The organism is Klebsiella sp. BIGb0407, from assembly GCF_024807845.1.
Classification (GTDB): domain Bacteria; phylum Pseudomonadota; class Gammaproteobacteria; order Enterobacterales; family Enterobacteriaceae; genus JGM124.
The window spans coordinates 731,514-745,335 of the sequence record NZ_JANUEQ010000001.1; the positions used below are offsets into that span (position 1 = coordinate 731,514).

The window sequence follows — 13,822 nt, forward strand, 5'->3', positions numbered from 1 at the left end:
ATAATCGTAATAGCCATTACTTTACGAGCCGGACAAAACTGCTCTGCTGCTGAAGCTCTTCCACAATGGAGGCTAAACGTTCGGTCATTTTATTTTCTGATTCGACAAAGTTAGCGCCGTTGAAATAACTCAGATCGCTACTTTTAACCGCACACTTATTCAGTCCGGTACCGGCGATACGACGGAAGGCTGAAGCGCTAGGTACCTGACCATCCTCATCTTCTGCATCATCAGTACCGGTGACTATCAGGAAAAACCGCAGGTCGCGTGCCCGGAAACTGTCACAGAGATCGGCGAAGCGCTGAGTGATTAATGTCTCATCATTACAGCCATCAGTTTCTCCCTGACAGCCATCAACCGCCTGACCGTTGTAAGCGTTGTAGCCGTCACTGTCGAACCAGCGCATATCCGTGGAGTTCACCAGCAGAACAATGGCTTTCACTCTGTCGCTTTTGCCTTCACTGAAATCTTTCGGCAGGCTGTCAGGCAGTCCCCAGCCTTCTTCACCGCGGAAATTGGGTGCCAGAGCCATAGCCGCCCAGCCCATCGCGATGGCAAAGTTGACGTTAAACCCGGCGGTCATTTCGCTCAGCCGTTCGGAGATTTTATTCAGATCGTTACTCAGCGGTAGCAGTGGCGCGACCGGACAGCCATGGTCAACAATCAGGAAACGGGTGTCGTTAACACCGCCCGCCTGACCAAACATCGGGTTAGGACCGACCCAGGAAATGTTGTAGTTAATCGAGGAGTTAACCGGCAGATCGTGGCGGTAATAGATACCAAACTGACCACCAGGCGCTTCGTCCCAGAAGTAATTGTCTTTTCTGTCCAGCCCGCGAAACAGACAAAGTCGGTTATAGCGACGGTCAGGCATGCGACGATCCGCCAGGCTACCGTAACCGGCCTGGAATAAGGTAGTGAGTTCGATAGGATTCAGAGCGCCAGGTTGCCCCCACTCACGAATGCGGTTGGTATGATCCGGGTCATAAACGTTGACGCTTTGGCTATAGGGCACCAGCGATAGCCAGGCATTGTCATTACTGTTGACTAACGCCTGGGCAAAACTGTTTCCCATGCGGCGTAGTGCGGCCATATTGGCGCCATTTTCAGTTAAGGTATTAGGTATTGCCAGAGCCACTTCCAGCGAGGCGGTACGTACCTCCGCCTGAGAGAGAATTTCCTGCATCACACTGTTAAATTTGAGTAAGTCAGGAGCAGAATTAAATGATACCGACACGGTATAGGTCTGCTTTGCGCCGTCATCTTCACCGCGAACCACAGTGACATTCTCTCGCGTTATCTGAGAGGAGAGCTTCGTGTTCATCCCCAGATTATGGGCAACATACTGATACGCGAGCTCAGCCATATCCTGCTCGTCAAAGGTTTGGTTCTCAGTATGGCTCACGACCACCTGATTGCCGATGGCCCATGCCGCGGCATCGGTTGCACGCTTGATTTGCGCCGCATCACCGGTGGCATTGATGGTATCAACAACAAAGGCACCACTCAGCAGTAATCCCATAGTGCCTAATACCAGAAAGGCGGTACCTGCTCCCTCTTCCTGGCGATACAACTGTGCTATTGAACGACGTATTTTGCTTAAGCGTTGTCTGATGGCCATCACTCGTTCTCTCCCAGCCCGGCTTCCTGAGCCAGGGTCTCATCTAACTTAATTACCCCAGCCGCAACACGATTAGTGGTAGAAGCATCAAGTAATCCGCTGAGTGTCAGTCCACCGAGCAGGCTGACGTCGCTGCCCTGACGGCAGATTTCAACGACAATCATCGAAATATTGGGGCTGCCTTTCTCAGCATCACGTTCAGGTAAACTTCCCGGCCACTGCATACCGTTAATCGCGGTATTGCCCTGGCATAAATCGGTAGCGTTACCGCGTGACAGTTGCCAGTAAACCTCACCGTTCTGCCTGACGTTACTGAGCAACATTTGATAGCTGTGATTAGCATCGTCAGGCATCACTGAATCCTGTAGTCCCTGGAGCCCTTTTTCCGTCAGCTCTGACTGATAGCTCAATACTGAGGCTATTGCGCCAACCCGCTGCTCCATACGTTCCCGTTCCAGACTGACGGTGTAGAGATCGGCGAACACACCCGCCACAGCAAGAATGATGGGAAAGGCCAGAGCGGTCTCTAAGGCGGTAATTCCCCGTTCGCGCCTTAAAAACTGTTTAATCTTGCTCATACATCAATTCCGTACCGAAGACATGTTTGTACTGATAGCGAAAGGCTTCACCCAAGGAGAGCACTTCCGGCAGTGGCGTCAGAAACGATTTTTTGATCTGCACGGTCACAGACCACACCGGCAAATTACTTTCCGTCTCTTCTTCCTCTTCCTCTTCTTCGGTCGCAATAGCCAGGCCACCAAGGTGACTGAGATTGTCAAAATGCAGCACGCTGACCGTCAGGTCTTCGTTGTTGAGATAGCCATACGACGAATCAACAATGCGTGACTTCAGGTTATCGGCCATTTGCGTGGTGGTGCTGGCTTTCAAATCATCCAGGCGGAAACTCTGTACCGACTTATCCAGCGCAACGCTGCCGACGCCTACCACTAAGCCCACTCTGACCAGCTCAAACAGCATCATCACTCCAACGAGTACCACCGGGGTGAGAAACGCCACCTCCGTTGCTATAACGCCCAGGTTTTGCTGCCAGCGCTGACGTAGATTCCGGACAATCATTGCTTGATGTCGCTTAACTGCAACGGACTGCGGCTGGCGAGCAGCAAGCTACTGCCGCGGCTCTGAGGCTGTTTTAACTCATCTGCACGCTGACTTAAGGTATTCATCAGCCCCTCAACGCGATCGGGGCTGGCAATGGCTGATAAGGTGTCGTGAGCCGCCTCAGTGTCGCCCTGGTAGAGATACGCGAGGGCTAAATTCAACTGAGCACCGGGGGTTGAACTGTCCGTGGTACGCAACAGCTCAATCGCTTTAGCCGGTTCCGCGCTGTTAAGCCAGGAAAGCGCCATATTATTCAGAGCGGAGGTATTCGACGGGTCACTCTGCAAGGCTTTATCAAACTGAATGCGCGCTTCAGGGTGTTTACCGCTGGCATCCAGCACCACCCCGGCACCGTTCAGCGCTATGGCATTCTGCGGGTCCAGCTTAAGCGCACAGTCAAGATCGCGCTGGGCAAGCTGGGTACGTCCTAAGGCTATTTGCGCGCGCGCCATTCCCAGGCACAGAGCCAGTGATTCATTTTTTTCCATTTTTTGGGTATCACCACTGAGTTGCTGGCGAGCACGCGAATAGATACCTAAAGTTTCTTGCGGCGACTTCACCGCGCTGGCAACGCTGCCATACTCAATCAGTTCTTTGCCCGCGAGGTTCCCCCGGCTGTCGAGGCGCGCGTAAACTTCCGTCGACGCTTCCAGACGCCCCTGATCGCGCAGTAAACGGGCCAGTTTCAGCCCTTCTTCTTTTGACCCTTGCTGAATCTGACTGCCCGCACAACCTGCCAGCACAACACCACAGATAAGCAAGGAAAATGCCCGGACAATGCTCAATTTATTCACTCTTTCTATCCTCTGGGTAATAAGGGTCTTAACTTGACATCAGACGGATGACCCGCAGTAATGCAGGGGCCGCCATGATGGCAATAATAGGGGGGAGTATCAGTCCCATGAGCGGGACGCTCAGCTGCGCGGGCAGCTTTCCAGCTTTTTCTTCCAGACGGAGAATCAAGGTTTTACGACTTTCATCGGCGATGGTTCTGAGTGCCTGTGAAAGCGGCGTACCGTAACGTTCCGCTTGCAGCAGGGTCGCCACCATGTTTTCTATTTCAGGAACACGCGTTCTCTCAGCCAGGTGCGATAAGGCCAGAGTTCTGTCGGACAGAATTTGCAGCTCTGCCGAGGTATAGCGCAGTTCATCCGCCATTTCCGGGGCGGAAAGCCCGAGCTCTTTAGACACCACATGCAATACACGTCCGATAGGCAAACCTGCTTCAGCGCAGACCACCATCAGATCCAATGCATCAGGAACGGAACGTCCAAGCTTTGCCCCTCGCGTCACAGCGCGATGTCTGAGCCACCATTCAGGCGCCAGGCTACCGACCAGGAAACCAATCAACCCTCCAGCAAGCCCGGTTAACCCCATGCGATCGGCCGGTGCCACAAAACCAAAAACCAGTATCAGTACGGCGAATAATCCACAGGCAAATTTACCGATAACAAACCAGCCAACCGCTTCACTGCGACGAAAACCGGCCAGGTCAAGCATCTGACGAAATTTTTTACGGTCTTTCTCGGCACCCGCCAGACGTTCGCCCTGCTCTGCCAAAGGGAGCAGTATTTTTTCAAGCGCTGGCGACAATTCGGTTCCCTGTCCTCTGAGAATCGAATCCTCAATGCTCTCTTGGGCAGCCTCAGTTTTGGGTAAGTGAGGCGCTAATCTCTGATGTAATTTACGTACACGCTCTTTACTTCCCAGACGTCTGGCAAACCACAATCCGGCAATAATCAGAAGTACAGCTAATATCAATAGCGGGTCATTTAGCAGCATTGTCTTTTCTCTTACGCTATCCGTTTAACCATGAAAAATGTCACCAGCATGCCTAAGCTGACGCTACATACCGCGTAGATCAGAACCGATGTCCCGACCGGGTCGGAAAACAGAAAGGTAAAGTCCTCGGGTGATTTGAAATACATATAGGTCAGACAGCAGGGAAACAGCGCCGCGACTATTTTTGCGGAAGCGCGAGATTCTGAGGTTTTTGACAGTACCTTCAGCCCCAGTTCACGCCGTTCACGCAGAGTCGTTGCCAGACGTTCAAGGGTATCGCCCAGACGCCCACCCGCTTCCTGGTTGATAATCAGAATCACCACAAAGAAGCGGAACTCTGCCATCGGCACGCGTTCTGCTGCGGCCTGAATCACCTGGCGGAAGGGAATGCCCAGTTTCAGCCAGTTATCGATGGTACGAAACTCGTGAGCCAGAGGGCCGGTAAGATGCTCGGCCACCATGGCAAAGGTATTGGCGACCGGTACACCGGCGCGGGCGGCCCTGACTATGGCATCGATAGCATCAGGTAAACTCTCACGCAGCAGGCGCAGATGTTTCTGCAAGGCGGCGCGGAACAACAGCCAGCCTGTCACACCCGCAAACAGTAGCGAGAACAAGAGTCCTGCCGTCAGCGGTAAGGGGGTACGCTGACCGACAGACATGCCAATAGCCAGGCTGATAGCACCGAGAACAATCAGGCGAGGACGCAAGGTGCTGCGCCAGCCGATAAAATCCAGTTGATCCCAGATAACCGACAAACTTTGCCCAATCAGCGGTACGCGACTGAAAGGCGAAGTCTGCGACTCTTTGAGAATAGACAACGGTGAGTCCTGACCTGAATCCAGCGCACTGTCCTGCAAAATTTGACGCAATCTACGCTCACGCTGTAGCCGTAGCTGGCGCTGATTACGGACATAATTCAGCGTCAGACACAGAAGCAATACGCTTAGAAAGACTAAGACTGTCAGTATATTAATAAGATTCAGAGTCATGAAAGCATCCTTATATCAGGCATCTAACAGATGAGCCTTGTCAGTAAAGAACTGAGGACGCTGCACATGCTGGATATATTCTCCCGTTAACAGACCTGTAGCCGCATTGGTGCCCGTCACCTGGAAAGTGAAAAGATCCTGCATCTGGATAATTTCTTCTTCCATGCCGCAAAGTTCACTGATTGAGACCACGCGTCTGATACCGTCACGCATACGCTCAATCTGCACTATCAGATGAACAGCACTGGCGATTTGACGTCTGATAGCCATCAGCGGAAGTTGCATACTGGCCATCATCACCATGTTTTCCAGACGCTGAATGGCATCACGCGTGGTATTAGCGTGAACCGTACACAGCGATCCATCATGACCGGTGTTCATCGCCTGGAGCATGTCAAAACACTCGCCTCCCCTGACCTCACCCAGGATGATACGGTCGGGACGCATACGCAGGGCGTTACGCATCAGGTCACGCTGATCGACTTTACCGGAGCCTTCAGCACTCACCGGGCGCGTCTCCAGACGCACCACATGCTCTTGCTGTAATTGCAGTTCAGCGGCATCTTCAATGGTAATTATGCGATCGGTGGTACCAATTTTTTGCGATAACGCATTGAGTAGCGTGGTTTTACCGGCACCGGTACCGCCAGACACAATCACATTCACTCGCGCCTGCATCGCTTTATTCAGCACACTCGCCATAGCAGGAGACATACAACGCGCATCCGCCAGGGATTCCAGCGAGAGATTGCGACGCATAAACTTACGAATCGATATCGTCGTACCGTCGATGGCTAAGGGATAAGTGATCACGTTGACACGGCTGCCATCAGGCAGACGCGCATCCACCATGGGGCTGGCTTCATCGATGCGTCTTCCTACCGCAGCAGCAATACGTTGCGCGGTATTAAAAACATGCTCTTCATCGATAAAGGTGATTTGTGACAGTTCAAGCTTGCCAAAACGCTCAATAAAGACCTGATTAGCACCGTTAACCAAAATATCGTTAACCGTATCATCAGCCAGTAATGGCTGAATCGGGCCGATACCGGTCATTTCGTCGAGCATTTCATGGCTCAGCGCCAGCTCTTCCTGGCGAGAGAGCTGGAGACGCTCAGCATCACAAATGGTACGGATTACCGACTGTATCTGAGTCAGAAGACCGTCACGTCCCATTCCTGCGGCTTTACCCGCATCAATTTGATCGTAAAGCCGGGCACGAATAATTCTGCGCTGGGCATTACGGCTTTCATTCTGCTGAACGCTTGCAGCCGTGGCGGATGCCCGGGATTCGCTCACCTTGCTCTCAGAGACGGGTGCCGCAGTGGTCTCCGGGTTGGCAGCTGTCGTTTGTGTCACAACTTCACGGACAACTGCCTGATTTTTACGCCTTAACATGACTTATCTTCTCCCCGGATACTTAAGCGCGGCGCAGCAGCGTAGAGAACCAGTGCTTTTTAGCCGGTTCCAGGCGCTGACCACAGGCCAGTTGACTTAACTCTCTTAACGCTTGTAACCAGGGTTGAGAGGCATGAATATCCAGCGCACCTAGCGCCAGACTGCGGGCAAGGGTATTACCAGCATGGGGCAAGGTAATATCGATGGGACGACCAACAATTTGTTCAAATTCCGTCTTGCTCAAAGGTGGGTTGTTTGAAAAATGGCACTGATTATTGACCAGCAGTAAACGCTGACCTTCGCTTTCATCGCCAATATCATGAAGAATACTGCGCAGATTACGGGCATCTTGCAGAGTCAGTTCAGTGACCAGAATACGCAAGTCGGCATAGGTCAGTACGTCAAGCGCACCAGCCGGGAATGAGCAAGGCAGATCCCAGACAACCTGGTTAAACATCCGGCACAAAGCACCGCCAAGATTGAGTACCGTATCAGCATCAACCTCATTGTCAGTCCGACGGACGGGTTTTTGCGCTAACAGATGAAGGCGATTATCGACCTTAATCATGGCACGCTGTAATAACTGGCTATCCAGCGCCTCGGTAGTGAGTACCGCAGCCAGCCCCGCATCTTCATCCTGACCCAGCAGTAACAGCTGGTCGCCATTACGTCGGTCGAAATCAACCAGGCCAGTCGGTAAATGGCGCTCAGTCGCCAGCAGATAACTTAACCCAGCCGCCACAGTACTGGTTCCGACGCCGCCACTGACTCCGGCTATCGCGACGGTTCTTCCCAGACGGGCATATTCTGAACCGGTATGCATCCCTTTACACTTTGCCAAGGCTGCAGACAGTTGATCCAGCGCGTAAGGCTTAACCAAATACTCGGTAATACCCAGTTGCAGCAATGAACGGTATAGACCTACGTCCTGCGCATTACCGGTGACAATGACCTGGCACTCTGGTCCGCAAATAGCCAGCAGCACTTCCAGAGCGGGTAGCGGCCAGGGCTCACCCTCAATATCGACAATTAACATCTGCGGCGGCAGATTCAACTCACACCAGGCGCGGGCCGCATTAAGACCGCCGCTGGCGACCGGCGCTTCCGGATATTTAAGTCGTGACAGCGAATCGCGTAATGCCACTGCTTCTGGCTCACTGAAAGCAAATGCAGCAATCAGCGGACCCTGTTCCTCACTGCTTATTCCGGAGGAAACTTTTACATCACTCATATCGTCTCCCTGGAATTAGTCTTCGCTAAAATCAATGTTGATCAGAGTCTTAACTCTGTCAGTCTGATAGCGTTCAATGGCATTAACCGCAGCAACGCCATCAGCCCCATCAAGCGTACGAGCCTGAATCAGGTCCTTCGGCTCTGCGACCATCATCGCGAGGTTATTTTGTGTAGCACAGCCCAGATAGCCAACGCTGTCGTAGGGTTTAACCATCAGTAATCCCGGGTCATTAATCTGGCAGCGTGAGGTTTGCACCGCGATGGCCTGGGAAATAACTTGTAAATCACCCTGACCAGTGCCCGCAGTGATACGACGCTCTATCTTAATTTTTTTAGGGTTGGCACCCGCACTCTCCAGCGCCTTCGCTAACCGACCGGCGAGCTGCTCACCGCGGACAGAATAAGGAGTCAGAATCAACGTCTGGGCTGTCAGTCGTCCCTGTTTACTCAGTAGCTCGTTAAGTGCACTCAGCGAGGCAGGCTTCAGGCCCTGCCCGTTGGTGGCAGCCTGTAGATTTACCGATAAAGCACTAGGTTTGGCAGTAACCGGGGCGACTACCGGCTGATCAAAACGCTGCATACGGATATCGTTTAACGCTCTGTCAGTACAACCAGACAGAATGATAACCATCAGCCCGCCCGCTAGCGGCGCGGCAAATTTCTTGTTCACTCGCAGTATGGAGTTCATGACGTTATCCTGAATCATTAGTAGAGGTAACCAACAGCGCCATAGCTCGGCGTAACCGCATCAAGGGCTTTAATTCCCTGGCCTGGGGTTTGCAACTGCCCGGCATTCACTGGCTCAACGACATAGGCCGTGGCGATAATGACCAGTTCAGTTTCCTCATGTTTGGTCGCTTCGTTATCGAAGATCTTGCCCATCACCGGAATATCACTGGCCCCCGGAACACCGGTGACCGTCTGGCTGTTGGAACTACGTAACATGCCCGCTAAAGCAAAACTCTGGCCACTGGCTAACTCAACGGTCGTATCAGCGCGGCGTACGGTTAAAGCCGGAATGACCGATCCCCCTTCGAGGGTGACTTGTCCCACAGAGGTCAGCTCACTGACTTCCGGTGCAATGTGTAAGCTAATACGGTTGGCTGATAACAAGGTCGGCGTCATACGCAAAATTACGCCATATGATTTATATTCGATGCTGACGTTATTATTGGTTATCAGAACGATAGGCACTTCACCACCGGCTGCAAATGCAGCAGTTTCACCTGAGATTGCGGTGAGATTAGGCTCAGCTAATACCGTCGCCATATTCTGCTGAACCATGGCAGACAGCAGGCTGCTTAATGAACCGTCAGCCCCTGAGGTGTTAAAGCCCAGCGCACCACTTCCTTCTACACCGGTAAATTTATTAGTGCTGGAGTCAAAGAAATTAGACAGCGTGCCGGAATTAAAGCCGATGGTTGAATTACCGAGATTCAGGGATGAATTCCAGTTAAAACCCAGCTCGTGGGTTAATTTGCGGGAAACTTCAACCACACGAACACGGATATTAATCTGAGATGGGGTTCTAATTTTAAGCTGATTAACCACGTTTGGAGAGCTTTCGCTCGTACCGCCAAGGTCGCTATTTCCGCCGCCACCTCTGCTCCCACGTCCGATCGAGGTTTTGATATAGGTCTGAACGCTATCGATAACCTTTTTGGCATCCTGCGGGGTATCCACACTGCCCCGAACGATCACACCACTTGGAATACCGGCTTCAAGTGAAATATCGGCCTCCGGGAACTCACGCTTTAGCCGCTCAGAGAGTGCTTTTAAATCGTGTTCCACGACAATGCGAATAGCCGTAATCACGTTGCCATTTTGGTCTATTGCGTACAGCGTTGTAGTACCAACCGACTTGCCATAGACAAACAGGTTACCCGGTGATGGAAGTTCAAAGCTTGCCACTTCAGGATCTGCAATAAGAATACTGTCAGGTAAGTCCTTGAGCTGTAACATCCGTCCCTGGTTGACGATAAGTTTAACAATAGTGGACTCTTGTACCTCTGCGATATTCCTGGATGCAGCAGGCAGGCTCCATCCGGCCAGCAGGCAGGCGCTCGCCAGCAGTAAAACTGCTGTGCAAACGTCTCGTCTGAAAGCAAAAAACATTTTCATCTGGGCATTTCCATTTAGGGTTTAATTTGTTCACACAATTTCAGAGCGACGTTCACCACTCGATATCGTTTACTGAGCGGGAAAAACTTTATTTTCTTTCTTCTCACCACGGAATAATTTCACTTCATAGCCACTGCCTACTCCGTTGTAGATATCGGTACTATCGCTAAGTGTGGTCACCCTGCCCGCTTGCTGGTCTTCGGACTCGCTATCAGCGCCACTTCGTAGCGACAAATGCAGTAAACCTATCTCTTTAGCCACAGCCAGCACCTCTGCTTGCTCCGGGGTGACTTCTACCGTTACCGTCTGGTAAAGCGCCTGACGAGGTCTGGAACTATTATTGGTGTTATCGGGATTATCGACGTCCTGGCGGGGGCGAACATCGGCATTACTGTCGGCATCATTATTCAGTGCCAGTACGCGCAGATCGTTCACAATCGTTTGCGCGGCAAGTCGCGGTAGAGCCGCTGAATTACTTGGGCGTGATGTTTCCTGTTGGTCGGATTTACGCAGGCTAAGAATAATGTCGACACGATCTCCTGCATTCACTAAACCTGAGTTACTGGCTACCGCATTAGTCGGAATAGAAATGGCACGCATGCCTTTACCCAGTACAGCGGAAATAAAACCGGGTTCATTCGGTCTGACGACCAGGCTATTATTTAACGCAGTTCCGGCAAGTACCGGCTTACGTACTGTGGCACCAAAGAGTTGTGACTCTTTATCCTGACCATTGATAAAATAGAAGCTCCTCGAGACAGGTTTTTCCGTTTCTTCCCAGCGTACTGAGGCTATATCAATAAAATCGCCGGGATTAAGGTCTTTATCCGCCACTAAAACCATTTTTTTAGGTACAGGTATTTGAACCTGTTGTTGGACTGGCGCTGGAGTAGATAATTGACTACGCACAAAAAGAGCAACAATAGCGGCAAAAATACATGCCCCTGACAATAATATTGTCGAGTTTATTTTCTTCTTCATATTGTATTCTAGTGTTCCCGGTCAAACAGTAAGGCTATTTAGAGGTACTCATCATAATTGAAACCACCTGCATATTGCCGTAGCTATACCTTCCCTGCTGCAGAGATTATCTGCATCACTTATAGGGCTTTATAACCGGCCTGCAAATAGACTTAATTATTCAGGATATATAAGGCAAAATTAAAATATAAGCGGCTCCGGCACTGATCGCTATTCCATAAGGAATACCCTGAGCAAGTTCAGGTGATAGCACTGGTGGTAATGCTAATTTAATTTTGAATTTTTTATTAATACCGTTTATTCCTGTGGTTATTATGGTGGGGAGTATATTCAACAGCGGTAACGCTATCGCTAATACACCGCCAACTAATGCGGTTACCATAATAAAGGTTATCTGCTGACCATAACCTACCCAGAGGCAAAGCACTGCCATTAATTTGACGTCTCCGGCCCCCAACCTTCCAGTAAGAAAAAGCAGAAACCCCACCAGAAATACTATGCTGGCACCTGGTAAATCTTTATAGATAATTGATAGCGGCGCATTATTAATCGTGATATCCCAAACTCTGATAGCAATCCAGCCGAGTAAAATAATAAATACTGCTCGATTTGGTATACGGCGCCCTAAAAGGTCACTGAAAGAACACCATATTAAACAACTTGCCAGATACAGAATTTGAGCACTAAGCCCTAAGTCCGCCATTACTTATTGGTAATAGAGCCAGGAGCTGATGTTCCTGAACCAGAAATCTGATCGGCAATCTGACGGAATTTTTCAGTCAGCGCTGTAACAAATACTCCGTCACTACCAAAAATAGCGCCGATAGCGGCGGCCATTGCTGCTGCTAAAATGCCGTACTCAATCGCGGTGACGCCACTTTCGTCTTGTAGAAACGCTTTCAGTTTTGTTATCCCGATTTTCATCTTATGACCTCACGATTAGTACACCCTTAGCGGGTAGATTAAAGGCTAATATTAGCGATGCGTAATAATGAGAGTAATTATCATTAACATCAAGTTAAATTACATTAACTTTTTTTAATCTTTTTGAACCTAAGCGATAACGAGTAACCCTATATTTTTTAAAGTTTTTAAACATAGCAATGGCTATATTGAACGAACTCACAGCGTTAAACGTTAAGGATTACAGGGGTATGATTTGGTTATTTTATCGCCTGCGAGCAGCATTACTCTTCAGACACCATTGAACCAAACTGAATTTCTCGGAATGAATGAAAGATTACGGAGGGGAAAGTTAAAGCAAACCCGCACTGCAAGCCAATGCGGGTTCAGGTTGTTATTCTAAGGAAGAGCCGCCATCGATACGGAAGACAATATTCACAACGATACCCTGAGCAGGTTTTCCACTTTCATAGCGCCACTTTCTCATGGCCTGCTTCACTTCACGTTCAAACATATTGCGTGGTTTGGCGGAGAGGATCTCCACATTACGCACGCCACCGTCTGCATCGACATCAAATTTAACACTGACCCGACCTTCCTGACGTAAGGCAAAGGCACGTGGTGGATACTGGGGCTCATTGCGTGACACTGCACGCGGACCACTGGTGACAGAAGCTGATGGTGCCTTAGCAGCTGATGGAACTGGAGCCGCTGCCTGTGCTGGTGGCGCCTGGGTAACCGGAGCTGTCTGAGCGGGTTCAGCCGCTTTTGGCGTCGGTTTAGTCACCGGTTTTGGCGGTACCACTTTTTTCACGGGCTCCGGTTTAGGCTTTGGTTTTGGCTTCGGCTTTTCGATAACCACAGGCACCTCTTTCGGCGGCTCCGGTATCGGTTCGGGTTCCGGCTCTGGTTCTGGCTCTGGTTCTACTACAGGCTCCGGTGGCGGTGGCGGCTCCACGACTTCGGGTGCTGGGGGTTCCAGAGCTGACGGTGCTACCATACTGACACTGATAACCTGCGCCGGTGCCTGAGCGGGTAGTTCAACGACATGATTCACCGAGACATAAAGAAGCCCGGTGATAACGGCACCGTGAAGGGTGACGGACAGTACAGTTGACCACGGAAAGCGGTGAGGTAAATCAAGGTGCATTGACGTCATAATGTTTTCAATTTAGCCAGGAGAAGGTAATTCTAAATGCAAATAGCAATCATATTCAACAACGCAGAGATTAAAACATGTTTCTTTGTTCCTCTCCGGGTGATAAACCAGCATATGACCGATGAAATTTAACAGGCCGTTTATTTTTTATTTGCAGTTCAGTTACCATTAACTTACTGTATTTTCATCTCTAATCGACTCTGGAACTGCATATGTTATACGTTATTTTTGCTCAGGATACTGCGAATTCTCTGGAAAAGCGTCTTGCAGCCCGCCCCGCTCATCTGGCGCGTTTACAATCACTGCGTGATGAAGGTCGTTTACTGACCGCAGGTCCACTTCCCGCGGTAGACAGTAATGACCCAGGTGCAGCAGGTTTTACCGGTTCAACCGTAATTGCAGAATTCGCGTCACTGACCGAAGCTCAAGCCTGGGCTGATAGCGACCCTTATGTTGACGCAGGCGTTTATGAAAGTGTAGTGGTAAAACCGTTCAAAAAGGTTTTCTGATAGC

General features: G+C 50.5%; 15 protein-coding genes. 1 reads left to right on the forward strand and 14 read right to left on the reverse strand.

Annotation, left to right across the window (positions count from 1 at the left end; all coding sequences use genetic code 11):
* Positions 1–16: 16 nt before the first annotated feature.
* The 14 genes from M2387_RS03460 to M2387_RS03525 form a co-directional block, all read right to left on the reverse strand.
* Positions 17–1,621: a Tad domain-containing protein gene (locus M2387_RS03460; RefSeq protein WP_259047195.1), complete on the reverse strand. Its 1,605-nt coding sequence runs from the start codon at positions 1,619–1,621 to the stop codon at positions 17–19.
* Entirely contained in the window at positions 1,621–2,199 is a 579-nt protein-coding gene (locus M2387_RS03465; protein WP_259047197.1) for a TadE/TadG family type IV pilus assembly protein, read from the reverse strand. The genes M2387_RS03460 and M2387_RS03465 overlap by 1 nt, the downstream gene beginning before the upstream one ends.
* Complete coding sequence (locus M2387_RS03470) at positions 2,186–2,698, reverse strand: hypothetical protein (RefSeq protein WP_259047199.1); 513 nt, start codon at positions 2,696–2,698, stop codon at positions 2,186–2,188. Before M2387_RS03470 ends, M2387_RS03465 begins: the two co-directional genes overlap by 14 nt.
* Positions 2,695–3,534: a tetratricopeptide repeat protein gene (locus M2387_RS03475; protein ID WP_259047201.1), complete on the reverse strand. Its 840-nt coding sequence runs from the start codon at positions 3,532–3,534 to the stop codon at positions 2,695–2,697. Before M2387_RS03475 ends, M2387_RS03470 begins: the two co-directional genes overlap by 4 nt.
* A gap of 28 nt (positions 3,535–3,562) precedes the next feature.
* Positions 3,563–4,522 carry a type II secretion system F family protein gene (locus M2387_RS03480; protein ID WP_259047203.1) on the reverse strand — a complete coding sequence of 320 codons (960 nt, stop codon included), beginning with the start codon at positions 4,520–4,522 and terminating at the stop codon, positions 3,563–3,565.
* A gap of 11 nt (positions 4,523–4,533) precedes the next feature.
* On the reverse strand, positions 4,534–5,514 hold the full coding sequence (locus M2387_RS03485) for a type II secretion system F family protein (protein ID WP_259047204.1): 981 nt from the start codon (positions 5,512–5,514) through the stop codon (positions 4,534–4,536).
* Between the two features lie 15 nt (positions 5,515–5,529).
* A complete protein-coding gene (locus M2387_RS03490) occupies positions 5,530–6,912 on the reverse strand; it encodes a CpaF family protein (protein WP_259047205.1) in 1,383 nt (460 codons plus the stop codon).
* Positions 6,913–6,934: 22 nt separating this feature from the next.
* Positions 6,935–8,143, reverse strand: a complete 1,209-nt coding sequence (locus M2387_RS03495; RefSeq protein ID WP_259047206.1) for a hypothetical protein — start codon at positions 8,141–8,143, stop codon at positions 6,935–6,937.
* Between the two features lie 15 nt (positions 8,144–8,158).
* Positions 8,159–8,833, reverse strand: coding sequence for a CpaD family pilus assembly lipoprotein (locus M2387_RS03500; protein WP_259047207.1), 675 nt, complete (start codon positions 8,831–8,833; stop codon positions 8,159–8,161).
* 17 nt (positions 8,834–8,850) lie between these two features.
* Positions 8,851–10,266, reverse strand: a complete 1,416-nt coding sequence (locus tag M2387_RS03505) for a type II and III secretion system protein family protein (protein WP_259047208.1) — start codon at positions 10,264–10,266, stop codon at positions 8,851–8,853.
* A gap of 69 nt (positions 10,267–10,335) precedes the next feature.
* Positions 10,336–11,247, reverse strand: a complete 912-nt coding sequence (gene cpaB / locus M2387_RS03510) for a Flp pilus assembly protein CpaB (RefSeq protein WP_259047209.1) — start codon at positions 11,245–11,247, stop codon at positions 10,336–10,338.
* A 160-nt stretch (positions 11,248–11,407) separates the two neighbouring features.
* Complete coding sequence (locus M2387_RS03515; RefSeq protein WP_259047210.1) at positions 11,408–11,950, reverse strand: A24 family peptidase; 543 nt, start codon at positions 11,948–11,950, stop codon at positions 11,408–11,410.
* Entirely contained in the window at positions 11,950–12,171 is a 222-nt protein-coding gene (locus tag M2387_RS03520; protein ID WP_259047212.1) for a Flp family type IVb pilin, read from the reverse strand. Before M2387_RS03520 ends, M2387_RS03515 begins: the two co-directional genes overlap by 1 nt.
* Positions 12,172–12,544: 373 nt before the next feature.
* Positions 12,545–13,300 (reverse strand): energy transducer TonB, encoded by a 756-nt coding sequence (locus M2387_RS03525; protein ID WP_259048272.1) that lies wholly within the window; start codon positions 13,298–13,300, stop codon positions 12,545–12,547.
* Between the two features lie 221 nt (positions 13,301–13,521).
* On the opposite strand from M2387_RS03525, the gene M2387_RS03530 reads away from it, so the two are divergent.
* Positions 13,522–13,818, forward strand: a complete 297-nt coding sequence (locus tag M2387_RS03530) for a YciI family protein (protein ID WP_259047214.1) — start codon at positions 13,522–13,524, stop codon at positions 13,816–13,818.
* The last annotated feature ends 4 nt before the right edge of the window (positions 13,819–13,822 follow it).

What these genes read in the sequence shown, in the direction of transcription:
- M2387_RS03460 (WP_259047195.1), bottom strand. Translation starts at nt 1,621, where the DNA reads ATGGCCATCAGACAACGCTTAAGCAAAATACGTCGTTCAATAGCACAG.
- M2387_RS03465 (WP_259047197.1), bottom strand. Translation starts at nt 2,199, where the DNA reads ATGAGCAAGATTAAACAGTTTTTAAGGCGCGAACGGGGAATTACCGCC.
- M2387_RS03470 (WP_259047199.1), bottom strand. Translation starts at nt 2,698, where the DNA reads ATGATTGTCCGGAATCTACGTCAGCGCTGGCAGCAAAACCTGGGCGTT.
- M2387_RS03480 (WP_259047203.1), bottom strand. Translation starts at nt 4,522, where the DNA reads ATGCTGCTAAATGACCCGCTATTGATATTAGCTGTACTTCTGATTATT.
- M2387_RS03485 (WP_259047204.1), bottom strand. Translation starts at nt 5,514, where the DNA reads ATGACTCTGAATCTTATTAATATACTGACAGTCTTAGTCTTTCTAAGC.
- M2387_RS03490 (WP_259047205.1), bottom strand. Translation starts at nt 6,912, where the DNA reads ATGTTAAGGCGTAAAAATCAGGCAGTTGTCCGTGAAGTTGTGACACAA.
- M2387_RS03495 (WP_259047206.1), bottom strand. Translation starts at nt 8,143, where the DNA reads ATGAGTGATGTAAAAGTTTCCTCCGGAATAAGCAGTGAGGAACAGGGT.
- M2387_RS03500 (WP_259047207.1), bottom strand. Translation starts at nt 8,833, where the DNA reads ATGAACTCCATACTGCGAGTGAACAAGAAATTTGCCGCGCCGCTAGCG.
- M2387_RS03505 (WP_259047208.1), bottom strand. Translation starts at nt 10,266, where the DNA reads ATGAAAATGTTTTTTGCTTTCAGACGAGACGTTTGCACAGCAGTTTTA.
- cpaB (WP_259047209.1), bottom strand. Translation starts at nt 11,247, where the DNA reads ATGAAGAAGAAAATAAACTCGACAATATTATTGTCAGGGGCATGTATT.
- M2387_RS03515 (WP_259047210.1), bottom strand. Translation starts at nt 11,950, where the DNA reads ATGGCGGACTTAGGGCTTAGTGCTCAAATTCTGTATCTGGCAAGTTGT.
- M2387_RS03520 (WP_259047212.1), bottom strand. Translation starts at nt 12,171, where the DNA reads ATGAAAATCGGGATAACAAAACTGAAAGCGTTTCTACAAGACGAAAGT.
- M2387_RS03525 (WP_259048272.1), bottom strand. Translation starts at nt 13,300, where the DNA reads ATGCACCTTGATTTACCTCACCGCTTTCCGTGGTCAACTGTACTGTCC.
- M2387_RS03530 (WP_259047214.1), top strand. Translation starts at nt 13,522, where the DNA reads ATGTTATACGTTATTTTTGCTCAGGATACTGCGAATTCTCTGGAAAAG.